The following is a 21,866-nucleotide window of genomic DNA, read 5'->3' as shown; positions in this document are numbered from 1 at the left end:
CGCCGGTGCCAGTTTCATCCCGCCCCCGCTCCATTGAATCATCCATGACCGCAGACCACTACGCCGCCCTCGGGCTCGCGGCCAACGCATCGCTGGCCGACATCAAGAAAGCCTTTCGCCAGAAGGCGTCGTTCTACCACCCGGACCGCAACGACGCCCCCGACGCTGCCCAGCGCTTTCAGGCTGTGCAAAAAGCCTATGAAGTGCTGTCGGACGACACCGCCCGCCAGGCCTACGACGACAACCGCCGCCGCAACCTGCTGGACGACCCGCTGCACACCGCCCAAGAGATCTGGCAAGCCTATTCCACGCGCATTTTGACAACGACCACTCCGTGAAACTTTCCCCTTATTTTTATGACCTGCGCTCTGCCTACCAGGCCGAGCTGGACGACCTGGTTTCCGACTCCGAAGGCAAGGATGTGCTGCGCAAGCGGCTGGCCGAAAAGCGCAACGAGATTGCCTTTCTGGTCCAGATGATGGAGTTGGCCCCCGAAATGGTGGCCGTGGTGTTCCACCAGGGTTTTCGCTTCACCAAGCCGGCTGTGGTGGAACACCTGCTGAGCCTGCCGGTGGACGAACTGCCCGACTGGCACAGCCTCTCGCCTGCCATCGCACTGGAGCCCTGGGCCAGCAGCCTGGCGCAAACCGTGCTGCGCGAACCGCAGGGTGCCCGCTTCATGGCTGTGGCTGCAGGGCTGGAATACCTGCAGCAGCACGCCCGCCTGGCGCACCATGCGGCCTCGTCGGCCGAGGGTGACAGCGACGCCGATGACGGTGAAGACGCCGCAGAGCATGATGACGACTACAACGCACTGAGCGCCGATGACGCTGCGGACCCACAAAACAGCCGCAGCCGCGAAGAGGCCAGCTCCAACTGGCTGGCCGACGCGGGTTTTGACCGCAAGGAGTGACGACCATGAGCAGCAACAACCAACACCTCGCCCTTATCACCAAGACCACTAGCCTGATCGCGGCTGGCGACATCGTGGGCGCCGAATCGGCCTTGTCGGAGCTGGCGGATGCTGAGGGCGACAACGCCTTGATGGTGGTGCTGGACCAGCTGGCCCCCAAGGACATTCTGGCCGTGATGCGCGAGTACGACGAGTCCAAGGCCTCTGTGGTCAACATGCTTGTGACGCCCGAGCAGTTCGCGCGCGCCATGGTGCTTGAAAAGCAGTACAAGGACCTCACCCACACGCACCTGCGCAGCATGGTCAACGCGGTCATCTTCCGCGACGATGCCGACCCGGTGGAGTTTCTTACTGCCATTGGCGACCTGGACGGTGGCGCCGAGGCCTTGGCCAACTACTTTGCCGAAAAGTGGAGCCGCATCGAAGCCTTTGCCCGCACCGGCACGTTTGACGCGGTGGAAGACTATGGCCCCACGCTGACCGACGACGAACTGCTCGCCTCGGGCTACGTGCAGCCGCGCATCGATCTGGACGAGGTGGCCGACCGCGACTGGATGCAGATGGCCTGGCTGCTGCGCTACGAGTGCCGCGACCTGTTCATCGAAACCTTGCTGGTGCTGCGCGCCAAGGCACGTGCCTTTGACCTGGGCCTGGAAGAGGGCGACGAATCGCCCGCCGAGGAAGACGACGGCAAATTCGAGACCAGCGAGACGGATCGCGGCAAGGCCACGCCCGCCGCACGTACGTCGGATGAGGAATCGGCGATTTGAGATGAAGCACCCCCTGAGTCGCTTCGCGCCTTCACCCCTCTCTCGCATTGCTGCGCAACGCGGGAGGGGGACGCCCCCAGCGCGGCGGGGCGGCCCTTGCGCGGGGGCGCTGGCCTTCGCAGCGCCAGTTTCAACGGCTGCGGGAATGGCCCACTAAATGACCATCGACGAACAGTCCTCTACCCAGGCTGCGGGGGCCAACACACTGCAGCTCCACGACGCCCGTCCTTTCTTTGAAAAGGCGCTGGCCTATGGCGTCCAGCATGGCGTGATTGGTGCCGACAAGCTGGCCGCCATCAATGCCGATGCGCCCAAGGGCATGGTGCAGATTGCCCGCTACTTTGGCAGCGAGTTTTTGCGGCCCGAACTGGAGAAGGCGCGTGACCGCATGGTCAACCTCATCAGCCTGTACCTGCTCGATACCACTGAGGGCGACCTGCACCAGGCCGCCATCTCGCTGCGCGACCATTCGTTGCTGTCGCGCTCCAAGGGCGGCTCAGACATGCTCAAGCGCCTGATTGGCATGCCCGAGAGCAGCAACTTTGGCATGGCGGGCTATGCCGATGCCGAGACCCCGCTGCTGGCCGTGTGGTCACTGCGCAGCCATGCTGACTACCGGGCTGAGCTGGCGCGCCGCACGCAGATTGCGCAGGCCATCCATGCCGCCCAGTGGCTGGCCGAGCAGTTCGACCTGGACCCGGACGAGCTCGAAGCTGCGGGTGCCGATGCTGAAGCCGTGATCCGCACCGGCCTGCTCGTGCTGGCCCTGGCGCCCAGGTCCATGGACCTGGGCGAATGGCCGAACACCGTCGCGTTCGAAAAAATGCTGATGGCACAGCGCAAGAAGAAGCTGGCGCCGCCTTCACAGCTGCGCCTGCCCCCCGGCTTGCCTGCTGAACTGCGCGAGGTGGTGTTGGCGCACTGCGCCAGTGTGCTGGCCGACCTGCCGAGGCTGCTGGATTCCGCCACACTGGTGCGTACGCTGCTGCGCCCCACCGGCGCTTTCCGCGCGCGCTACTTTCTGCTGGACGACCCGCTGGCCGAGGTGGACAACTTCCACCGCAGCCTGGATGCGCTGGAGGAGGGCGAGGAACCCCCGCTGCCCGCCAGCAAGACCTGGACAAAAACCACCCAGGGCAACGATGACGAGCATTCGCTGCTCACGCTGTTCCTGTGCCTGGCTGCGGGTGTGCCCAAGAAAACCCTGCTGACCGAAAAGACCGCCGCCAGCCTGGTGCGCAAACTGCGCAAATCCGGCCTGCAGCCCGCGTTGGCCACCGAGTTCATCCGCACCCACGCGCCCGGTGTGCACCAGCAGGACTACATCGCGCTGTGGACCAGCTTTGTGCAGGACGCAGAAAAAACCTTGCTCAACGACATGGACTACCAGATGCACGATGCCCTGGCCCTGCTGCGCCGGGAATGCAATGTGGTGGGCTAGGAGGCTGCGCGGCAGAAGGAACATCGGCTGCAACGCGCGAAAAACCGCTCTCGCGCGGTACTACCTCCTGCGCCCAGGGGCCCACCCTGGGCTTGTCGGTAGCACCACGCGGTCCTCGGTTTTCGCACGTCTCGCTTCGATGCCTTCTTCCGCGCAGCCTCCTAGCCGCGAACGGCACGCTGCTGGCTTGGCGCCGTCATCCGCCCAATTTATCCCATTTGCACCAGGCGGCACCTTTACACAGGTCAAGGAAAGGTGCCGCGCGACACGGTGCCCGGCGGCGGTCCGGTTAACATTCCAGCCGCCCGCCAGCCCGCCCTCAAAGTGCACAGCCCCACACTCCTCATCATTGCAGCGCTTCTGACTGCGCTCGTCACCACGGTGTTGTATGCCGTGTGGTCGTTCAACCGGAACATCCCCGGCCTGCGCCTGTGGATGGTGTCGTTCCTGCTGGGGTCGGTGTTCAGCGTGAGTCTGCTGGTGCGGGACTGGTTTCCCGAGGTGGTGGCGGTGGTGATCTCGCAAGGTTCGGTGTCGCTGGCAGCCTACCTGTGCCTGATGGCCAGCCGCATGTACATGGGGCGACGCCCGTTTTCTCATTGGTATGCGGTCGTGGGTATCGGGGCCCTGATGGTCGCGTCGGTGTATTTCACCGTGGTGCAGCCCCATCTGGGAATGCGGTTTGTTTTTGTGGGGCTGGGTGCGGGCATCTGCTTTTTGCTCACGGCGCGCACGATGGCCGATGGTGGCGTGCGCCGCGTGCCCGCGCGCTACCTGTTCGCGTTGGTGGCGGGTCTGCATGGCCTGTTTTTGTTGCTGCGTCCGGCACTGTTCAAGCTCGCTCCCGTTGCGCCCGGCGGCTTGCCAGACGCAGGACTGGTGACGCTGGTATCGCAGTTTGTTCTGCTGGAGGCCATTGTGGCCGTGGTGTTGCTGGGGTTTGGTGCGCTGATGCTGGCCAACGAGTTCATCACCAGCGAGCTGCGGCACCTGGCCGAGATGGACCCGCTGACCAACGTGTTCAACCGCCGCGCGTTTCTCACGCTGCTGGACAAGGCCATCAGTGCCGCCCAGCGCACCGGGACGGCTGTGCCCGTGCTGGTGATGGACCTGGACCACTTCAAGAACATCAACGACACCTGGGGTCACCGGGCGGGTGACGATGTGCTGCGCCATTTTGTGATGCTGGCCCACCGTTGCCTGCGCAAGGAAGACGTGATGGGGCGCCTGGGGGGCGAAGAGTTCGCCATCTTCCTGCCCAACGCGAGCGCCGCTGGTGCCCTGGCCGTGGCTGAACGCCTGCGCGCGCTGGTTGAAGCCCAGCCAGTGGCCACGGGCCCGCAGTCCATTCCGCTGACCGTGAGTGTGGGCGTCACCCTGTGTGCCCACGGCGACGCGGCGGGCGCTGCGCTGCAGCGCGCCGACGAGGCCATGTACCTGGCCAAGGAGCGCGGCCGCAACCGCGTGGAAGTGTCTGAAAAAATCTTGGGCACTCCGGTGGCGCCAGCAGCGACTGCTGCTTGAGCCGCCGTACGCGCCGCCTGTGTCGGCTGCCCGACCTTCGCTGCGCCGCTGCAGCATTTGCTGGCGGCAAAATGGCGGGCACCCCTTCGGCCCACAACAACCTGACTACCATCCCATGGCAATCAATCCCCACGGCAGCAATCCGGGCGCCCCGTTCGATGTGTTGCCCACACCACCCGCTGCACCGCGCAGGGCGTTCCTCCGTTCGGGTACGGGGTTGGCCACCCTGGGTGTGGTGGCGGTCTCTGGTGCTGGTTACCTGCTTTACCGGCCCGGCAATGACCGGCAACTGGTCTTTGGCAACCTGCGCGAGGCCATGCAAGAGGTAGAGCGCCTTGCGGGCGCCGAGGTCCAGCCGCTTGCGCCCGCCACGGCCTGGAACTGGTCCCAAACGCTGGAGCACTGCGCACAGAGCATCGAGTTCTCGCTGCAGGGTTTTCCGGCCCCCAAGTCGGCGCTGTTCCAGAACACGCTGGGTGCAGCAGCTTTCAACGTGTTTGCCCTGCGCGGCCGCATGAGCCACAACCTGGCAGAACCCATTCCCGGCGCGCCCGCGCTGGATGCGTCCACGCCCGACGCGTCAGCGGCCCTGGCCCGGCTGCGCAAGGCCGTGCAGGACTTTGCCGCCCATGCCGGGCCGCTGCAGCCGCACTTTGCCTACGGGGCATTGAGCCGCGCGCAGTACGAGCAGGCGCACGCCATGCACTTGGCCAATCACCTGTCGGCGTTTGATGTGCGGGGCTGAGTGGAGGGCTGGTGCAACGCGTGCGGTGTGGGCCGCGGAACCCTGACTGAGATTGTTTGCTATAAATAATGTAGCTATTAGCGCTTGTTCAATAAGCGCTGGAGCCATTTTTCTTAACATTTTCTGATTGTCAGATCAGCCCAGATCGTCAAAGTCCCACTGGGCGCACAGCGCCTCAAAGCGATCGGCGTCCAGGGCGCTCAGGAACAAGCCCGGCTCTGCAAGCTCCCCCTCGGCATGCAGGTACCACACCAGCGCCTGCGGCCCCACGGTGAAGATGCGCAGCCCCGCTACATCCACCACGGCCTGCGCCTGCATGGCGTGCAGCAGCGCTGCCAGGCCCCCCTGCGTTGAGAACCCATGGCACGCGCGCATGCCGCAGAACGGGTAGCCACCCTGGGCCATCTGGTAGTAGGCGATGGTGTGCAAAAACGCATCCAGGCCCAGGTCTTCCTCGTGCCAGTCGGGGGCGTCCAGGTCGGTGGTTTGCCATACCCGCTGCTGCGCATCGGTGGCCCACCAGCACACGGCCTGGTTTTCTTCCAGAAACAGCAGCTTGTCGCCCAGGCACTCCAAATCCTGCAGCGGCGCAAACCGCTGAAAACCGGCCATCAAATCGGCACGCCTGCCCACGGCGGCGTAGTAAGCGTGCAGGGCAGGGGGCACCTTGCACCCCAGGCGATGGCTTGCGGCAGCCAGTTCATCTTCCGTCGGCCCGTCTTCGGCGCTGACAGGACGGCCCAGCAACCAGGCAAGGGTGTCGGAAAGGGGCGGGGGGGTGAAGGCGGTCATGGGTTTCGGTTGTGAGAGCCACGCGCGGCCGGTGCAGGCCGGATGTTGGGGGGACGATTGATGCAGGTCAAGAGAGGGCGTGCTGCAGCTTGGGGCAACGTGGAGTGCAAAGCTACCATCCCCCGATGGGCCCAGGTGCCCGCAAGGATGGACCATGAGCAAGCATTGGAAGACAGCGGCGGCCCTGGCCGTGGTGCTGCTGGGAGGAGGGCTGCTGTTGCACTGGGCACCCTGGCAGGCCAAGGGGCCCGGCCCCGGTTTTGTGAGCGGCAACGGCCGCATCGAGGCCACCGAGATTGCCGTGGCCACCAAGCTGGCGGGGCGTGTGCTCGATGTTTTGGTGGCCGAGGGCGATTTTGTGAAGGCGGGGCAGCCTCTGGCCCGGATGCAGATCGACGGCCTGCAGGCCCAGCGCGAAGAAGCCGTGGCCCGGCTGCAGCAGGCGCAACTGGCCATCGGCAGCGCCCAGGTGCAGGTGGCGCAGCGCGAGAGCGACTACCAGGCTGCCCTGGCCGTGGTGGCCCAGCGCGAGAGCGACCTCGACACCGCCCGCCGCCGCCTGCCGCGCTCAGAACAGCTGGCGCGCGAAGGCTTTTTCTCCAGCCAGTTGCTCGACGACGACCGCGCCAAGGTGCGCAGCCAGCAGGCCGCCGTGACCGCAGCCAAGGCCCAGGCCAAGGCCGCGCAGGCGGGCATTGGGGCATCGCGCACGCAGGTGACCAGTGCCGAGGCGAACGTGCGCGCGCTTCAGGCCACGCTGGCCCGCATCGATGTGGAGCTGGCCGACAGCGAGCTCAAGGCGCCGCGCGACGGCCGCGTGCAGTTCCGCGTGGTGCAGCCTGGCGAGGTGGTGGGCGCGGGCGCACGGGTGCTGCAGCTGGTGGACCTGAGCGATGTGTACATGACCTTCTTTTTGCCCGAGACGGTGGTGGGCCGCGTGGCGCTGGGCAGCGAGGTGCGCATCGTGCTCGATGCCGCGCCGGGCTTCGTGATCCCGGCCACCGTGTCGTTCGTAGCCAGCACCGCGCAGTTCACCCCCAAGACGGTGGAGACCGCGAGCGAACGCCAGAAGCTCATGTTCCGCGTGCGCGCCCAGATCGACAAGGCGCTGCTGCTGCGCCACCAGGAGCAGGTCAAGACCGGCCTGCCTGGCGTGGCTTGGCTGCGGGTGGACCCTGCGGTGGAATGGCCCGCCAATCTCGCCGTCAAGGCCGACCAGTGAGCCTCCCCGGCAGCGTGGCACCCGTGGCCCGCCTGCGTGGCGTGGGCCAGCGCTACGGGCGCACGGTGGCGCTGGATGGCATCGACCTGGAGGTGGCCGCCGGCCGCATGGTGGGCCTGATCGGGCCGGACGGCGTGGGCAAGTCCAGCCTGCTGGCGCTGGTGGCGGGTGCCCGCGCGGTGCAGCAGGGCACGGTGGAGGTGCTGGGCGGCGACATGGCCCAAAGCCGCCACCGCAGCCGCGTGTGCCCGCGCATCGCCTACATGCCGCAGGGCCTGGGCAAGAACCTGTACCCCACGCTGTCGGTGGAAGAGAACCTGCAGTTCTTTGGCCGCCTGTTCGGGCACGACGCGGTCGAGCGTCGCCGGCGCATCGATGAACTCACGCGCAGCACCGGCCTGCACCCATTCCTGCCGCGGCCTGCGGGCAAGCTCTCAGGCGGCATGAAGCAAAAGCTGGCCCTGTGCTGCGCGCTCATCCACGACCCCGACCTGCTGATCCTGGACGAGCCCACCACCGGCGTGGACCCATTGGCGCGCGCCCAGTTCTGGGATTTGATCGGCCGCATCCGCGCCGCGCGGCCCGGCATGAGCGTGATCGTGGCCACGGCCTACATGGAAGAGGCCCAGCGCTTTGAATGGCTGGTGGCCATGGACGAAGGGCGCATTCTGGCCACCGGTACGCCTGCCGAGCTGATGGCCCGCACCGGGCATGATGCGCTGGAGCAGGCCTTTGTGGCACTGCTGCCCGAGGCCAAGCGCCGGGGCCACCATGCGGTGCAGATTCCGCCGCTGGACCGGTCGCAGGCGGATGACGCCGCCAATGTCGCCATCGAGGCGCGCGACCTGACCATGCGGTTTGGCGATTTTGTGGCGGTGGACCATGTGAGCTTTCGCATCCAGCGCGGCGAGATTTTTGGCTTTCTGGGCAGCAATGGTTGCGGCAAGTCCACCACCATGAAGATGCTCACCGGCCTGCTGCCCGCCAGCGACGGGCAGGCCTGGCTGTTCGGCCAGCCGGTCGACCCCAAGGACATGGCCACGCGGCGGCGGGTGGGCTACATGTCGCAGGCGTTTTCGCTGTACAGCGAGCTGTCGGTGGAGCAGAACCTGGTGCTGCATGCCCGGCTGTTCCACGTGCCCGAGGACGAAGTGCCCACGCGCGTGACGGCCATGCTGGAGCGCTTTGACCTGCAGGCCGCTCGCAGCGCACTGCCCATGAAGCTGCCGCTGGGCATGCGCCAGCGCCTGTCGCTGGCCGTGGCCATGGTGCACCAGCCCGAGCTGCTGATCCTGGACGAGCCCACCTCGGGCGTGGACCCGATGGCACGCGACAACTTCTGGCGCCTGATGGTAGAGCTGGCACGGCGCGACAAGGTCACCATCTTCATCTCCACCCACTTCATGAACGAGGCCGAGCGCTGCGACCGCATCTCGCTGATGCACGCAGGGCGCGTGCTGGAGAGCGCTGCGCCGCAGGACATCGTGGCCAAACGCGGCGCCGCCACGCTGGAAGAAGCCTTCATTGGCTACCTGGAAGATGCTGCGGGCACGGCCCAGGCTCCTGTGTCCGAGGTGGCTTCGGGCACGACTGCGCTATCGCCGGTGTCCCCGCCCAATACTCCCACCTGGCCCACCCGCCTGCGCCAAAGCCTGGCCCGCATCCACAGCACCCAGTGGCGCGAATCGCTGGAGCTGCGCCGCGACCCGGTGCGGGGCGCCATGGCGCTGCTCGGCTCGCTGATCCTGATGTTTGTGATGGGCTACGGCATCAGCATGGATGTGGAGAACCTGCGCTTTGCCGTGCTGGACCGCGACCAGACCGCGCTGAGCCGAGCCTATACGCTGAACCTGGCGGGCTCGCGCTACTTCACCGAGCAGCCGCCGATCACCACCTATGCCGAGCTGGATGCGCGCATGCGCTCCGCCGAGATATCGCTGGCGCTGGAGATCCCGCCCGGCTTTGCCCGCGACGTGGCACGCGGCCAGCCGGTGCAGATCGGCGCCTGGGTGGACGGCGCCATGCCGCAGCGCGCCGAAACCGTCATCGGCTACGCCCAGGGCCTGCACCAGCAATGGCTGGTGGAGCAAAGCCGCAGCCGCACGGGCGTGGTGCCCCGGGGCCTGCTGGAGGTGGAGCCGCGCTACCGCTACAACCCCGACGTGCGCAGCCTGCCGTCCATGGTGCCTGCCGTGATCCCGCTGCTGTTGCTCATGCTGCCCGCCATGCTCACGGCCCTGGCCGTGGTGCGCGAGAAGGAGCTGGGCTCCATCATCAACCTGTATGTCACGCCGACTACGCGCACCGAATTCATGCTGGGCAAGCAGCTGCCCTATGTGCTGCTGGCGCTGTTCAACTTTGGCCTGATGTGCCTGGCAGCGGTGACGGTGTTTGGCGTGCCGATGACCGGAAGTTTTGCCACGTTGACATTGGCCGCCGTGGTGTTCAGCCTGTGCTCCACGGGCATGGGCCTCCTGGCCTCCACCGTCACGCGCAGCCAGATTGCGGCGATGTTCTTTGCCATGGTGGGCACGATCATTCCGGCCGTGCAGTTTGCGGGGCTCATCAACCCCGTGTCGTCCATGACGGGCTTTGCGCGCTGGTTCGGAGAGGCCTATCCGGCCAGCCACATGTTCACCATCAGCCGGGGCGTGTTCAACAAGGCGCTGGGCCTGCAGGATTTGCAGGCCGAGTTCTGGCCCATGCTGGTAGCGGTGCCGGTCATCGTCGGCACCGCCATCCTGTTGCTACGTAAGCAGGAGACCTGACATGGCGCTGAGAGGTCGTTGGTCGAACGTTTTCAGGTTAGGCATCAAGGAACTATGGAGCCTGTGGCGCGACCCGGCCATGCTGTTCCTCATCGTCTACACCACCACGCTGGCGGTGTACTCGGCGGGCATGGCGCAGCCTGAGACGCTGTACCACGTGCCCATTGCCGTCGTGGACGAGGACGACTCGGCGCTGTCCCGGCGTATCGCCACGGCGTTTTATGCGCCCCAGTTCACACGCCCCGCCATGATCAGCATGCGCGAGGTAGACCCGTTGCTGGATGCCGGCCGCTTCACGCTGGTGCTGCACATTCCCGCCCATTTCCAGCGCGACGTGCTGGCGGGCCGGGTGCCGCAGGTGCAGCTCAACATCGACGCCACGCGCATGGGGCAGGCGTTTGCGGCCAATGGGGCGGTGCAGCAGATTGTGCAGCTGGAGGTGGCGGAGTTCGTGCAGCGCGACCGCACCGTGGCCGAGCAACCCATCGAGCTGACGGTGCGCGCACGCTTCAACCCGGCGCTCAACCCTGCGTGGTTTGGATCGCTGATGGAGTTGATCAACATTGTGACCATGCTCTCCATCATCCTCACCGGCGCCGCGCTGATCCGCGAACGCGAGCATGGCACAGTGGAGCACCTGCTGGTCATGCCTGTCACCCCGGGCGAGATCATGCTGGCCAAGGTCTGGGCCATGGCGCTGGTGGTGCTGGTCGCTACCTGGGTGTCGCTCACGGCGGTGATCCGCTGGGCGATTGGCGTGCCCATCGAGGGCTCGGTGCCGCTGTTTCTGCTGGGGGCCACGTTGCATCTGTTCGCCACCACGTCCATGGGCATCTTCATGGCCACGGTGGCGCGCAGCATGCCGCAGTTCGGGCTGCTGATGGTGCTGGTAATGATGCCGCTGGAGATGCTGTCGGGCGGCATGACGCCCCGCGAGAGCATGCCCTTGTGGGTGCAGTACGTGATGGCGCTGGCGCCCACCACGCACTTCACCGAACTGGCCCAGGCCATCCTCTACCGGGGCGCGGGCTGGGCGGTGGTGTGGCCGTCGCTGGTGTGGCTGCTGGGCATTGGGGCGGTGCTGTTCAGCCTGGCGCTGGCGCGGTTTCGCAAGACGATTGCGCGCATGGCGTAGATGCTTGGGATACTATTGAATTTGTAGCATGTTGCGCTTGTTGGATAAGCGCCAGGGGCTAATTGGACGTGAAATCCACGCTGCAGGGCCGCCCCGGCAGGTGCAGTTGCGCCACGGGTGCCGGGCTGCTGGCGAGCCGCTGGCCCCGCCGCCACACGCCCAGGCGGGTTGCCCGCAACGCAATGGCCTCGACGGGGGTGCGTGCGTGCAGCAGCACGAAGTCGGCATGGCAGCCGGGTGCAATGCCATAGCCCTCCAGGCCCAGCAGGCGCGCGGGGTTCACCGTCACCGCATCAAAACACTGCCGCATCGCAGCCTGGCTGGTCATCTGCCCCACGTGCAGGCCCATGTGCGCGGCCTCCAGCATGTCGGCGCTGCCGCCGCTGTACCAGGGGTCGAGCACGCAGTCGTGGCCGAAAGCGACGGTGAGACCCGCAGCCATCAGCTCGGGCACGCGGGTCATGCCCCGGCGCTTGGGGTAGGTGTCGTGGCGGCCCTGCAAGGTGATGTTGATGAGAGGGTTGGCCACCACGCCCAGATCGGCCTCGGCCATCAGGGGGATGAGCTTGCTCACGTAGTAGTTGTCCATGCTGTGCATGGAGGTGAGATGCGAGCCCGTCACACGGCCGTGCAGGCCCAGGCGCTGGGTTTCAAAAGCCAGGGTTTCGACATGGCGCGAGTGCGGGTCGTCGGATTCGTCGCAGTGCATGTCCACGCGCTTGCCGCGTTCGGCGGCCAGCTCGCAGAGGATCTTCACGCTCTCGGCCCCCTGGGCCATCGTGCGTTCGAAGTGAGGAATGCCGCCCACCACGTCCACGCCCATATCCAGAGCCCGTTTCAGGTTGTCGAGCCCGCCCGGCGCGCGCAGCACGCCGTCTTGCGGGAAGGCCACGAGCTGCAAATCCAGGTAGGGCGCCACGCGCTGTTTCACATCCAGCAGGGCCTGCACCGGGAGCAGGCTGGGGTGGCTCGTGTCCACGTGGCTGCGAATGGCCAGCAGTCCGCGCGCCACGGCCATGTCGCAATAGCGCAGGGCGCGCTCTACGATGGCCTCGTGCGTCAGCGTCGGCTTGAGCTCGCCCCACAGTGCAATGCCTTCGAGCAGCGTGCCACTCTCGTTCACGCGCGGTTGGCCGTAGCTCAGGGTCGAATCCATGTGGAAATGCGCATCCACAAACGGCGGGCTGACCAGCATGCCCGCAGCATCCACCGTTTCGTGCGCGGGGGCTTGCAGGCCTTCGGTGACTTCGGTGATGCGGCCGCCCTGCACGGCAATCGACATGTTCTGGCGGCCGTCGGGCAAGGTGGCGTGGGTGATGAGCAGGTCGAGCATGGCGTGGGTCTTGTGGGTCAGGCTAGGTGTCGGGTTTTTTCAAGACATGAGCCGGCTCTGTGCCTAAGCTCTGGGTCTCGCTTTGATCATCAACGATTCAGCGCATCCATTCTTACAAAGGCAGCTCTCATGCAATTTGGCTACACCATTCTCTACGTCGAAGACGTTCCCAAAACCATCGCTTTTTATGAAGCTGCTTTCGGCTTTGTCCGCCGCTTTGTGCACGAGGCAGGCGACTTTGGCGAGTTGGACACCGGAGCCACCGCACTGGCCTTCTCGTCGCTGCGGCTGATGGCCGAGCTGGGCAAGAACCCGCAGCGCGCGTCGGCCGATGCGCCCAGTTTCGAGATCGCGTTCACCACGGCCGACGTGGCCGCCGCTGTGCAGCGCGCGGTGGATGCCGGTGCGCGCCTGGTGCAGGCGCCGGAGCAGATGCCCTGGGGCCAGACCGTGGCCTATGTGGCGGATATCAACGGGGCGCTGGTGGAGCTGTGCACGCCTGTGGGGCCGCCGACCGCTTGAACTGTGGGGATCACTTCTGCGCTGGCAGCATCGCCCCTTCATCAGCGCTAAGTTCATACAAGATCAGCCATAGCCCGCCTGTGCCACCGTGGCCAGCAGTTGCGGTGTGCTGCGCAACGACGCAGGTGTTTGCCCCAGCCAGCGCAGGCAATCGCGGCTGAAGTGCGCCTGGTCGGCATAGCCGTGATCTGCCGCAATTTCGGCCAGCGGTTGCACAGTGCCCAAGGCCTGTGCTGCTCTGCGCACGCGGGCCAGGGCGCGCCAGAAGCGGGGCGTTTGGCCGGTGGTACGTTGGGTCAGGCGCTCCAGGCTGCGCTCTGAGACTCCCAGGCTGTGCGCCGCCGCGCCCACGGTGCGGCAATGCGCCAGCGAGCGGAGCGCTTCTTGCGTACGCGGGTCCGCGCGGGTGTGCTGGTCGATGGCTTCCAGCAACAAGGCTTCCGGCGCCGTTGTGCCACCACCGGCAAAGCTGAAGGGGGGCCGCCCTGCGCGGTGCTGGGCTTGCTGCCAGATAGCTTGTGCAGACCTCAACAAGGCTGACGCGTCAATGCGGGTGCCCGGTACAAGGCGAAAGCCCAGCCATTGTTCGCCCGCACGCCCCGGCACGACCATTGCAGCATCGGCCAATGCAGAGATATGCCAGTCAGACTGGCCGCGCGCATTGGTATGCAGGATGAGGTCGCTGCAGCCATCGGGCAACACCGTGGTCGGGTTGGCGTCGGTGGTGTTGAACTGCCAACGTGCCAGCACCGTGGCTGGCAACACGGGTGGTGCGATGTGATGAAGCTGCGTGGCGGGCATGGTCGGCAGGGGGCTCAACGCCTTTGGTTGGTGCGAAAACGCACATCGCCCGGCTTGTGCCCTGCATCGATGGTGATGCGGAAAGCACGGTCTCCATGGCCGGACTCTGCCCTGGCCGTAAAACGAATGCCTCGGCGCGTGGCCTGGCAGTTCATCTGGCTCAGGGTAAGAGAGGCGTGGTCGTTGTTGATCTGCGCAAAGCTCTCGGAATGGACCTCGGTGGCACTGTCGGTGCCGTCGCGCACGATCCACTGCAGGTACAAGAACGACTGCGCGTAGCGTGTGGCGTGCACGATGCGATACATGCCACCGCCCTCGCCAAGCTGCACGGGGGCGGGCCACTGGCCACAGACCTTGATCCAGTCCACGTCGGGCGCAGTGGCAAAGGATTCATACGGCATGTCCATGCCCAGCGCATGCGCCTGACCCGCGCACGCCAGCAGGGCCGGGGCCAGCCAACGGGCAAAAGTATGTGGAACCAGTTTCATCGCTCTCCCTTGCGATACGGCTTCATCAGCGCCTGCGGATACGCGGCTTTGCGTGCCACGAGCACCAGCGCCAGAATGGACAGCAGGTAGGGCAGCATCAAATACACCTGGTAAGGCAGCCACGCATCGCCCGCCTGCTGGAGGCGCAGCTGCAGCGCATCGAAGAAGGCAAACAGCAGGGCCCCCAGCAACGCCTTGCCGGGCCGCCAAGACGCAAACACCACCAGCGCCACGCAGATCCAGCCGCGCCCGTTGATCATGTTGAAGAAAAACGCGTTGAAGGCCGACAGCGTGAGAAACGACCCCGCCACGCCCATCAGCGCCGAGCCCGCCACGATGGCGCCCGTGCGTGTGGCCGCCACCGAGATGCCCTGGCCTTCGGCCGCTTGCGGGTTCTCGCCCACCATGCGCACGGCCAGGCCGAGCGGTGTGCGCAGCAGCACCCAGGCCAGCAAAGGCACCAAGAGCAAGGCCAGCAGTGTGAGCGGCGTCTGTGCCGACAGGATGGGAATGCCCAGCCACTCCATCGGTGCAAACGGCTCGATGGTGGGCGGCGTGTTGACCTTGGGGAAGCTCACGCGGTAGCCGTAGTAACTGAGCGCCGTGGCCAGCAGCGTGATGCCGAGCCCCGACACATGCTGCGACAGCGCCAGCCCCACGGTCAGCCAGGCGTGCAATAGCCCGAAGACAGCGCCGGTGAGCGCCGCCACCAGCACCCCGGTCCACAACCCATGGCCTGCATACACCGTGAGCCAGCCGGTAAAGGCCCCGGCCACCATGATCCCTTCAATGCCCAGGTTGAGCACACCCGCGCGTTCGCACAGCAAAACCCCCAGCGTGCCCAGGATGAGCGGGGTGGCCACGCGCAGTGTGGCGATCCAGAACGCAGGGTTGGCGAGGATGTCGAGCAGTTCGGTCATGCGGCTGCTCCGGCATGGTTTGCTTTGTTTTTGATAGCTAAAAAGGCATGATGGACGCGCGGTAACGGCCCATTTTTCTTGAAATTTTGGTGTGAATGAAGGTTCATGCCGCCCTCACTTCCAGCGCACGCGGTACTGCGTGAGCAGCCCCGCCACCAGCACTGCGATCAGCGAGGTCGCCACGATCACATCCGCAATGTAGGTCGGCACGCCCACCGCACGGCTCATGCTGTCGGCACCCACCAGCACGCCCGCCACAAAGGTGCCCGCCGCAATCACGCCCAGCGGGTGCAGCCCCGCCAGCATGGCAATCACAATGCCGCTGTAGCCGTAGCCGGGCGACATGTCGAGCGTCACATACCCAGTGCGGCCCGCCACCTCGATAGCCCCCGCCAGCCCCGCCAGCCCGCCCGAGAGCAGGGCGACCAGCACCACGGTGCGGGTGATGGGCACACCTGCGAAGGCCGCAGCGCGCGCATTGGCCCCGGCGGCGCGGATGTCAAACCCCGGCACCGTGCGCGCCAGCAGCGCCCACAGCATCACGGCCAGAGAGATGGCCCACAGCAGCCCCGTGTGCAGCCGCGTCTGCGGCACCAGCTTGGAAAGTTCCAGGTCGCCCTGCAGCGCCACGCTCTGCGGCCAACCCATGGAAAGCGGGTCTTTCATCGGCCCATCTAGCAGGGCCGACACCAGCAACAGCATGATGAAGTTGAGCAGCAGCGTGGTGACCACCTCGTCCACCCCCAGCCGCGCCTTCATCAGCGCCGGGCCCAGCAGCAGCGCTGCCCCGGCCAGCGCAGCCGCCAGCATCATGAGTGGGAAGAGCAGGTAGGGCGACCACTCCAGTCCCGTGCCGCCGTGCATGCCGCCCACGGCCACGGCGGCCAGCGCGCCTGCATAGAGCTGACCTTCAGCCCCAATGTTGAACAGCCGGGCGCGGAAGGCCACTGCGGCCGCCAGCCCGGTCAGGATCAGCGGCGTGGCGCGGGTCAACGTCTCGGTCAGCGCAAACACCGAGCCGAATGCGCCTTGCAGCAGCAGCGCATAGGTCTGGCCCACGGGGGCGCCAGCCCACAGCACCAGCAGGGCGCTGACGATCAATGTGAACACCACGGCGCCCACCGGTGCCAGCACGTAGGCGGCGGGGGAGGTGTGGTTGCGTTTTTCGAGTCTCATGGATTTTTCTTGTTGTCGCTCAGTGGGTCGCACCGGCCATGGCCAGACCGATGGCTCCGCGTGTCCAGTCTTCTGCGGGCCGCGCCTCGCTCAAATGCCCGTCGTGCATCACCGCCACACGGTCCCCCAGGGCCAGTACTTCGTCCAGGTCATCTGAAATCAGCAGCACGGCCGCCCCCGCATCGCGCGCTGCAATGAGCTGTTGCTGCACAAAGGTCACCGCACCAATGTCCAGCCCCCAGGTCGGTTGGTGGGCAACGATGAGCTGGGGCGCTTGCGCGGTGCTGCCTGAGGCATCCTTGGGCGGCATCAGGGCCCGGCCCAGGATGAGCTTTTGCATGTTGCCGCCCGACAGCGCCCGCGCAGGCGCATCGGGCCCGCCGCCGCGCACGTCAAAGGTCTCGGCAACGCGCTGCGCATGCTGGCGTGCCGCTCGGCGCTTGACCCAGAAGGCACGGAACCACGGGTGTGCAAACGAAGGGCCGCGCAGGCGTTCGGACACGGCGTTCTCCCACACGGGCAGGTCGCCCACGACGCCCACGGCGTGCCGGTCTTCGGGGATGCGGGCCACGCCCTGGCTCACCAGCCACGCGGGCCGGGCTTGGAGCGGTGCGCCACGCAGCGTGACCGCGCCGGAGGAGGCCGCACGTACGCCACACAGTACATCGGCCAGCGCCACCTGGCCGTTGCCGCTGACGCCTGCAATTGCCACGATCTCGCCCGCGCGCAGGGTGAGAGACACATTGTTCAATCGATCGCGCCCCATGGGGGCAGTGCTGACGTTGCTCAGGGTGCAGACAGGCTCGCCTACATGCTGTGCTGGGCGGCGCTCGGCCACTTCGATCGCGTGGCCCACCATCCATTGCGCCAACTGCCCCTGCGTTGTGCCCTGTGCAGGCGCTTCGGCCACCAGCTTGCCCTGGCGCAGCACGGCCACGCGGTGGGACACGCGCAGCACCTCGCCGAGTTTGTGGCTGATGAAGATGATGGACAGGCCCTGCGCCACCATCTGCGCCAGGGTGTCGAACAGCGCTTCACTCTCTTGCGGGGTGAGCACGGCAGTGGGTTCATCCAGGATCAGGATGCGGGCGCCCCGGTAGAGCGCTTTCAAAATTTCGACCCGCTGGCGCTCGCCCACCGAAAGGCTGCCGACCTTCGCATCGGGGTTCACTGGCAGGCCAAACTGCTGCGACACGGCCAGCAGCTTGGCCCGCGCTTCGCTGCGGCGCGAGAAAGGCTGCCACAGCGGCTCGCTGCCCAGCAGCACGTTGTCCAGCACCGTGAGGTTGTCGGCCAGAGTGAAGTGCTGGTGCACCATGCCAATGCCCGCCGCCAGCGCCGCGCGCGGCTGGCCGGGGTGCAGGGGCTGGCCGAAGACTTCGATGCTGCCTTCGTCGGCCACGTAGTGCCCGAACAGGATGGACATCAGCGTGGACTTGCCCGCGCCGTTTTCGCCCAGCAGGGCCAGCACTTCGCCGCGTGAGAGGGTCAGGCTGATGCTGTCGTTGGCGACGAGCTTGCCGAAGCGTTTGGTGATGCCCGACAGGCGCAGGACGGGCGCTGTGGTGGAGTCCATCTACTTCCAGGCCGCCAGAAACGCGCGCAGCACCTTGGCAGAATTGGCCGCCGCCAGGCCCATGAAGGTGCCCATTTCGTTCTCACCCTCGCCACCACCGGCCAGGTCGCTCAGCGAGCGGAAGGCGATGTAGGGCACGCCATTGCTGTGTGCGACCATGGCGGTGGCGGCGGTTTCCATGTCGAGCACGTTGGCCTCGAAGGTCTTGAAGGCGTACTCGCGGAAGGCCTTGTTGTCCACAAAGGCCTGGCCCGACACGCCGTTGCCGCCCACCACCAGTTGCGGGCGCTGCTTCAGGCAGTTGGCGGCTACGCAATGTTCCAGACCTACGTTTTGCAGGCTGCGGGCGGTGGCCAGCATCTTGGGGTCGGCTTCAAACCAGAATTTTTTGGAGAGCTTGGGCTGGGCGGCCGAGCGCACTTCCACGGGGCGCGGGTGCATCATGCCGAAGGCGGGCATCGTCAGCTCGCTTTTCATCCAGGCGGGGGCGCTGTACTGGCCAGGTTTGTCTTCACGCGCCATCAGCCATTCCATGTACTGGCCCCACTGCGCGGGCACCGTGACGTCGCCAATGTGCAGGCTGGGGTTGACGCCGCCCGCGATGCCGCTGAAGACCACATGACTCACGTTGAAGCGGTCCAGCACCAGCTGGGTGTTCATGGCCGCGTTGGTCATGCTGATGCCTGAGAGGAAGACCACCACGGGTTTGCCTTCGAGCGTGCCGGTGGTGAACTCCACGCCGTTGATGCTGTGTTTGGCGGGCCGCTGCACCTGGGGCAGCAGTACGGTCAGCTCAGGGGAAAAGGCGGAGATGACGGCGATGCGGGGCGTGTCGTCCAGCCGCACAGCCGTCTTGCCGGGCGCGGTGGCGGCACAGCCTGCCACCACGGCGGCGAGGGTGAGGGCGCCCAGCAGGCGTGTGCACCGGGAGATCAGGGAGGGCTTGGCGGCGGAGAGGGATTGCATGGGTGTGGTGCCTCGTCAAAGAAAAACAGCGGTGTGCGCAGTCAACGCGAAAAAAACAAACAGGCCACCGCTTTGCTGGGGTGGCCTGTGCACAGACTGGAACAGGGGCGGGCAGGGTGGGTGCCCGCTACATTCAGTGCCTACTTGGCCGTCGATTTTGGCTGGCTGTCGTCCACCTTAACGGTGAACTTGCCCGCCAGGATGTCGGCCTCTTTCGCCTTGACCTTGGCCACGATGTCGGCGGGCACCTTCTTCTCGAACGTGCCCAGCGGCGCGAGTTCAGAGCCCTTGTGCTTCATCATCGAGTACGGGCCGTAGTCTTCGGCGGTGAACTTGCCTTCCTTGACCAGCTTGAGCGCACGGTCGATGCTGGGCTCCATGTGCCAGATGGCCGATGCCACCACCGTGTCGGGGTACTGCGGCTGGGTGTCGATCACGTTGCCGATGGCGAGCTTGCCCTTTTCCTTGGCCGCGTCGCTCACGCCAAAACGCTCGGCGTAGAGCACGTCGGCGCCCTTGTCGATCATTGCAAAGGTGGCTTCCTTGGCCTTGGGCGGGTCAAACCAGCTGTTGATGAAGGTGATGGTGAACTCGACCTTGGGGTTGGTCTCTTTGGCGCCTGCCATGAAGGCGTGCATCAGGCGGTTGACCTCGGGGATGGGGAAGCCGCCCACCATGCCGATCTTGTTCGTCTTGGTCATGCCGCCCGCGACCATGCCGCTGAGGTAAGCGGGTTCCTGGATGTAGTTGTCGAACACGCTGAAGTTGGGCGCCTGCGGCTTGCCGGAGGAACCGAGCAGAAAGGACGTCTTGGGGAAGTCCTTGGCCACCTTGCGGGCGGCGGCTTCCACCGCAAAGGCCTCGCCCAGGATGAGCTGGTTGCCGCCGGTGGCGTATTCGCGCATCACGCGCTCGTAGTCGGCGTTGCTCACGTTTTCGGTGGCCTTGTATTCGATCTCGCCCCGTGCTTCTGCGGCCTTCAGGGCCTTGTGGATGCGGCTGACCCATTGCTGCTCGAAGGGTACCGTGTAGATCGCCGCGACCTTGAGCTTGGACTGCGCTGTGGCCAGTGATGGTGCGAGCGTCAGGGCTGTGGACAGGGCCATGGAGGTGCAGAGCAGGCTGCCAGTGAAGATGCGGCGAGTGGTCATGGTTGGGGTCCTTGTGAAATGCAACAAAAGGGGATGTGCGCTCGGGTCCAAGCAATAAGTATGCACACAAAGGGCATGGCGGTATCTTGATTGCAAGATGCAAGCGTTAGAACATTGTGTTTCGGTAGCCCCCGAAATTCGCAAGCCCATCGCTGTCGAGCGTATTTCTCGCACTACCATCCTGCGCTCGAATGAGGGCGTCTGGACCGGCTGGCTGGTACGAGACGGCGCGGGGAGTTTTCAGATGTTCCTTGAATTCGTTGGATGGATGCCGGGGGCGGCGCTGAAGACGGGGCCTTGCGAGGTTCCCCTGAACTCGCCCGAAGCGCTTGTGTGTGACTACAAAATGACTTGGGAGGGATTCTTGTGAAAGCATTGATGGCAGTGGCAACCGCAATGACGTTGGTCGGGTGTGCTTCGGTAACGAACGACACCACCCACGGCGTCCGCGTGGATACAAGGCAAAAGAGTGGCGCGGTGGTAGCTGGCGCCGACTGTGTGGCAACTAACGACTATGGATCGACAAGCTTCAAGTCTGGTGGCACGCAGGCACTGCGCCGTTCAGCGGGCGATATGACGATCGTCTGCACGAAGAATGGAGAGCAGCCAGCCAACGCACGCTTGATATCCCGCCCCAATGGCGGGATGGCGGGGAATATCGTCCTTGGCGGCGTCATCGGCGCAGTGGTGGACCATAACCGTGGTACAGCCTACACCTACCCGACCTGGGTGGAGCTGGTATTTGGCGAGTCGCTGGTGTTCGACCGATCGCTTCAGACCGGGGATGCCGTGGTGAAAGGCCTAGCGGCTGGCTCGGTTACGGCAAAGGCAAACGCACCCGCGCCCGGCCGTTCGAACACAACCTCGCACCAGTGCATGCAGCAGCTCCCTGGAGCCATCTGCTGAACTGCGGTACTGCAGTATCAAAAAAGCCCCGCATTTGCGGGGCTTTTTTGCGGGTGCGTGGCCTATTTGGTGCCAAAAATCCGGTCGCCCGCATCGCCCAGGCCCGGCAGGATGTAGCCGTGGTCGCTCAGTTCGCGGTCAATCGCTGCGGTGAAAATCGGTACGTCGGGGTGTGCCTTTTGCATGGTGGCGATGCCTTCGGGGGCGGCCAGCAGGCAGACGAACTTGATGGAGCGGGGGTTGAGCTTTTTCAGGCGGTCTACGCAGGCGGAGGCCGAGTTGCCGGTCGCCAGCATGGGGTCCACCACGATGATGTCGCGCTCGTCCATTTCGGACGGCATCTTGAAGTAGTACTCCACGGGCTGCAGCGTGGCCGGGTCGCGGTACAGGCCGATGTGGCCTACGCGGGCGCCGGGCACCACGTTGAGCATGCCATCCAGGAACCCGTTGCCCGCGCGCAGGATGGAGACCAGCACCAGCTTCTTGCCGTCGATGACCTTGCCGGTCATGGTCTCTAGCGGGGTTTCAATCTCGATGTCCTGCAGCGGCATGTCGCGCGTGACTTCATACGCCATCAGCGTGCTTAGCTCCCCCAGCAAGCGACGAAAGCTGTTGGTGCTGGCGTCCTTTCGGCGCATGAGCGTGAGCTTGTGCTGGACGAGGGGGTGGGTGATGACGGTGACGTTGTTGTTGGTGCTGGCAGTGCTCATGGCGAGG

General features: G+C 65.6%; 21 protein-coding genes. 11 read left to right on the top strand and 10 right to left on the bottom strand.

All coding sequences use genetic code 11. The features are described 5' to 3' along the window. The first annotated feature begins 44 nt into the window (after window positions 1-44). The 6 genes from LPA35_RS05970 to LPA35_RS05945 all read left to right on the top strand — a co-directional run bounded on the left by LPA35_RS05970 (window position 45) and on the right by LPA35_RS05945 (window position 5,393). Entirely contained in the window at window positions 45-338 is a 294-nt protein-coding gene (locus LPA35_RS05970; protein ID WP_055396708.1) for a J domain-containing protein, read from the top strand. Further along, on the top strand, window positions 335-913 hold the full coding sequence (locus LPA35_RS05965) for a hypothetical protein (protein WP_121420332.1): 579 nt from the start codon (window positions 335-337) through the stop codon (window positions 911-913). Before LPA35_RS05970 ends, LPA35_RS05965 begins: the two co-directional genes overlap by 4 nt. Window positions 914-918: 5 nt before the next feature. After that, window positions 919-1,683, top strand: a complete 765-nt coding sequence (locus LPA35_RS05960; protein WP_121420331.1) for a hypothetical protein — start codon at window positions 919-921, stop codon at window positions 1,681-1,683. A gap of 157 nt (window positions 1,684-1,840) precedes the next feature. After that, window positions 1,841-3,124, top strand: coding sequence for a hypothetical protein (locus LPA35_RS05955; RefSeq protein ID WP_228895750.1), 1,284 nt, complete (start codon window positions 1,841-1,843; stop codon window positions 3,122-3,124). Between the two features lie 255 nt (window positions 3,125-3,379). Next, a complete protein-coding gene (locus tag LPA35_RS05950) occupies window positions 3,380-4,648 on the top strand; it encodes a GGDEF domain-containing protein (protein WP_228895749.1) in 1,269 nt (422 codons plus the stop codon). Between the two features lie 115 nt (window positions 4,649-4,763). Then, on the top strand, window positions 4,764-5,393 hold the full coding sequence (locus LPA35_RS05945; RefSeq protein ID WP_228895747.1) for a DUF1569 domain-containing protein: 630 nt from the start codon (window positions 4,764-4,766) through the stop codon (window positions 5,391-5,393). 135 nt (window positions 5,394-5,528) lie between these two features. On the opposite strand, the gene LPA35_RS05940 is transcribed toward LPA35_RS05945, so the two are convergent. Continuing rightward, window positions 5,529-6,185 (bottom strand): hypothetical protein, encoded by a 657-nt coding sequence (locus LPA35_RS05940; RefSeq protein ID WP_057224697.1) that lies wholly within the window; start codon window positions 6,183-6,185, stop codon window positions 5,529-5,531. 154 nt (window positions 6,186-6,339) lie between these two features. On the opposite strand from LPA35_RS05940, the gene LPA35_RS05935 reads away from it, so the two are divergent. The 3 genes from LPA35_RS05935 to LPA35_RS05925 are packed head-to-tail and all read left to right on the top strand — an operon-like array spanning window position 6,340 to window position 11,310. Beyond that, window positions 6,340-7,407 (top strand): HlyD family secretion protein, encoded by a 1,068-nt coding sequence (locus LPA35_RS05935; RefSeq protein WP_140426724.1) that lies wholly within the window; start codon window positions 6,340-6,342, stop codon window positions 7,405-7,407. Continuing rightward, window positions 7,371-10,175, top strand: a complete 2,805-nt coding sequence (gene rbbA / locus LPA35_RS05930) for a ribosome-associated ATPase/putative transporter RbbA (RefSeq protein WP_370641356.1) — start codon at window positions 7,371-7,373, stop codon at window positions 10,173-10,175. Before LPA35_RS05935 ends, rbbA begins: the two co-directional genes overlap by 37 nt. 1 nt (window position 10,176) lies before the next feature. Then, window positions 10,177-11,310 (top strand): ABC transporter permease, encoded by a 1,134-nt coding sequence (locus tag LPA35_RS05925; protein ID WP_228895743.1) that lies wholly within the window; start codon window positions 10,177-10,179, stop codon window positions 11,308-11,310. 58 nt (window positions 11,311-11,368) lie between these two features. Here the strand turns inward: LPA35_RS05925 and LPA35_RS05920 are convergent, their stop codons facing one another. Next, a complete protein-coding gene (locus LPA35_RS05920; RefSeq protein WP_228895741.1) occupies window positions 11,369-12,643 on the bottom strand; it encodes an amidohydrolase family protein in 1,275 nt (424 codons plus the stop codon). 129 nt (window positions 12,644-12,772) lie between these two features. Here LPA35_RS05920 and LPA35_RS05915 point away from each other — a divergent pair, with 129 nt between their 5' ends. Continuing rightward, complete coding sequence (locus LPA35_RS05915) at window positions 12,773-13,165, top strand: VOC family protein (RefSeq protein WP_228895739.1); 393 nt, start codon at window positions 12,773-12,775, stop codon at window positions 13,163-13,165. A gap of 63 nt (window positions 13,166-13,228) precedes the next feature. On the opposite strand, the gene LPA35_RS05910 is transcribed toward LPA35_RS05915, so the two are convergent. The 7 genes from LPA35_RS05910 to LPA35_RS05880 form a co-directional block, all read right to left on the bottom strand. Next, complete coding sequence (locus tag LPA35_RS05910) at window positions 13,229-13,966, bottom strand: AraC family transcriptional regulator (RefSeq protein ID WP_228895737.1); 738 nt, start codon at window positions 13,964-13,966, stop codon at window positions 13,229-13,231. A gap of 14 nt (window positions 13,967-13,980) precedes the next feature. Then, window positions 13,981-14,454 carry a hypothetical protein gene (locus LPA35_RS05905; RefSeq protein ID WP_228895734.1) on the bottom strand — a complete coding sequence of 158 codons (474 nt, stop codon included), beginning with the start codon at window positions 14,452-14,454 and terminating at the stop codon, window positions 13,981-13,983. Further along, the gene (locus tag LPA35_RS05900; protein ID WP_055396734.1) at window positions 14,451-15,374 is read right to left on the bottom strand and encodes an ABC transporter permease; all 924 of its coding nucleotides are present in this window, start codon (window positions 15,372-15,374) and stop codon (window positions 14,451-14,453) included. The genes LPA35_RS05905 and LPA35_RS05900 overlap by 4 nt, the downstream gene beginning before the upstream one ends. 114 nt (window positions 15,375-15,488) lie before the next feature. Beyond that, window positions 15,489-16,550 (bottom strand): ABC transporter permease, encoded by a 1,062-nt coding sequence (locus tag LPA35_RS05895; protein WP_218299835.1) that lies wholly within the window; start codon window positions 16,548-16,550, stop codon window positions 15,489-15,491. Between the two features lie 19 nt (window positions 16,551-16,569). Further along, window positions 16,570-18,126, bottom strand: a complete 1,557-nt coding sequence (locus LPA35_RS05890; RefSeq protein ID WP_228895732.1) for an ABC transporter ATP-binding protein — start codon at window positions 18,124-18,126, stop codon at window positions 16,570-16,572. Continuing rightward, window positions 18,127-19,092, bottom strand: coding sequence for a 5'-methylthioadenosine/S-adenosylhomocysteine nucleosidase (locus LPA35_RS05885; protein WP_228895730.1), 966 nt, complete (start codon window positions 19,090-19,092; stop codon window positions 18,127-18,129). Window positions 19,093-19,232: 140 nt separating this feature from the next. Continuing rightward, a complete protein-coding gene (locus LPA35_RS05880) occupies window positions 19,233-20,243 on the bottom strand; it encodes a BMP family protein (protein WP_228895728.1) in 1,011 nt (336 codons plus the stop codon). Between the two features lie 366 nt (window positions 20,244-20,609). Here LPA35_RS05880 and LPA35_RS05875 point away from each other — a divergent pair, with 366 nt between their 5' ends. After that, complete coding sequence (locus LPA35_RS05875) at window positions 20,610-21,149, top strand: hypothetical protein (protein WP_199731217.1); 540 nt, start codon at window positions 20,610-20,612, stop codon at window positions 21,147-21,149. A gap of 62 nt (window positions 21,150-21,211) precedes the next feature. Here the strand turns inward: LPA35_RS05875 and upp are convergent, their stop codons facing one another. Then, window positions 21,212-21,859 carry a uracil phosphoribosyltransferase gene (gene upp, locus LPA35_RS05870; protein ID WP_121420316.1) on the bottom strand — a complete coding sequence of 216 codons (648 nt, stop codon included), beginning with the start codon at window positions 21,857-21,859 and terminating at the stop codon, window positions 21,212-21,214. Window positions 21,860-21,866 lie beyond the last annotated feature (7 nt).

Origin of the sequence: Acidovorax sp. Leaf73, from assembly GCF_916855635.1 — a bacterium.
Lineage (GTDB): Bacteria > Pseudomonadota > Gammaproteobacteria > Burkholderiales > Burkholderiaceae_C > Acidovorax > Acidovorax facilis.
This window is presented reverse-complemented; position numbering and strand designations above follow the sequence as displayed.

Excerpts from the sequence above, each read along its gene's own strand:
- LPA35_RS05970 (WP_055396708.1), top strand. The coding sequence starts at position 45 with ATGACCGCAGACCACTACGCCGCCCTCGGGCTCGCGGCCAACGCATCG.
- LPA35_RS05960 (WP_121420331.1), top strand. The coding sequence starts at position 919 with ATGAGCAGCAACAACCAACACCTCGCCCTTATCACCAAGACCACTAGC.
- LPA35_RS05955 (WP_228895750.1), top strand. The coding sequence starts at position 1,841 with ATGACCATCGACGAACAGTCCTCTACCCAGGCTGCGGGGGCCAACACA.
- LPA35_RS05945 (WP_228895747.1), top strand. The coding sequence starts at position 4,764 with ATGGCAATCAATCCCCACGGCAGCAATCCGGGCGCCCCGTTCGATGTG.
- LPA35_RS05940 (WP_057224697.1), bottom strand. The coding sequence starts at position 6,185 with ATGACCGCCTTCACCCCCCCGCCCCTTTCCGACACCCTTGCCTGGTTG.
- LPA35_RS05935 (WP_140426724.1), top strand. The coding sequence starts at position 6,340 with ATGAGCAAGCATTGGAAGACAGCGGCGGCCCTGGCCGTGGTGCTGCTG.
- rbbA (WP_370641356.1), top strand. The coding sequence starts at position 7,371 with ATGGCCCGCCAATCTCGCCGTCAAGGCCGACCAGTGAGCCTCCCCGGC.
- LPA35_RS05925 (WP_228895743.1), top strand. The coding sequence starts at position 10,177 with ATGGCGCTGAGAGGTCGTTGGTCGAACGTTTTCAGGTTAGGCATCAAG.
- LPA35_RS05920 (WP_228895741.1), bottom strand. The coding sequence starts at position 12,643 with ATGCTCGACCTGCTCATCACCCACGCCACCTTGCCCGACGGCCGCCAG.
- LPA35_RS05915 (WP_228895739.1), top strand. The coding sequence starts at position 12,773 with ATGCAATTTGGCTACACCATTCTCTACGTCGAAGACGTTCCCAAAACC.
- LPA35_RS05910 (WP_228895737.1), bottom strand. The coding sequence starts at position 13,966 with ATGCCCGCCACGCAGCTTCATCACATCGCACCACCCGTGTTGCCAGCC.
- LPA35_RS05905 (WP_228895734.1), bottom strand. The coding sequence starts at position 14,454 with ATGAAACTGGTTCCACATACTTTTGCCCGTTGGCTGGCCCCGGCCCTG.
- LPA35_RS05900 (WP_055396734.1), bottom strand. The coding sequence starts at position 15,374 with ATGACCGAACTGCTCGACATCCTCGCCAACCCTGCGTTCTGGATCGCC.
- LPA35_RS05895 (WP_218299835.1), bottom strand. The coding sequence starts at position 16,550 with ATGAGACTCGAAAAACGCAACCACACCTCCCCCGCCGCCTACGTGCTG.
- LPA35_RS05890 (WP_228895732.1), bottom strand. The coding sequence starts at position 18,126 with ATGGACTCCACCACAGCGCCCGTCCTGCGCCTGTCGGGCATCACCAAA.
- LPA35_RS05885 (WP_228895730.1), bottom strand. The coding sequence starts at position 19,092 with ATGCAATCCCTCTCCGCCGCCAAGCCCTCCCTGATCTCCCGGTGCACA.
- LPA35_RS05880 (WP_228895728.1), bottom strand. The coding sequence starts at position 20,243 with ATGACCACTCGCCGCATCTTCACTGGCAGCCTGCTCTGCACCTCCATG.
- upp (WP_121420316.1), bottom strand. The coding sequence starts at position 21,859 with ATGAGCACTGCCAGCACCAACAACAACGTCACCGTCATCACCCACCCC.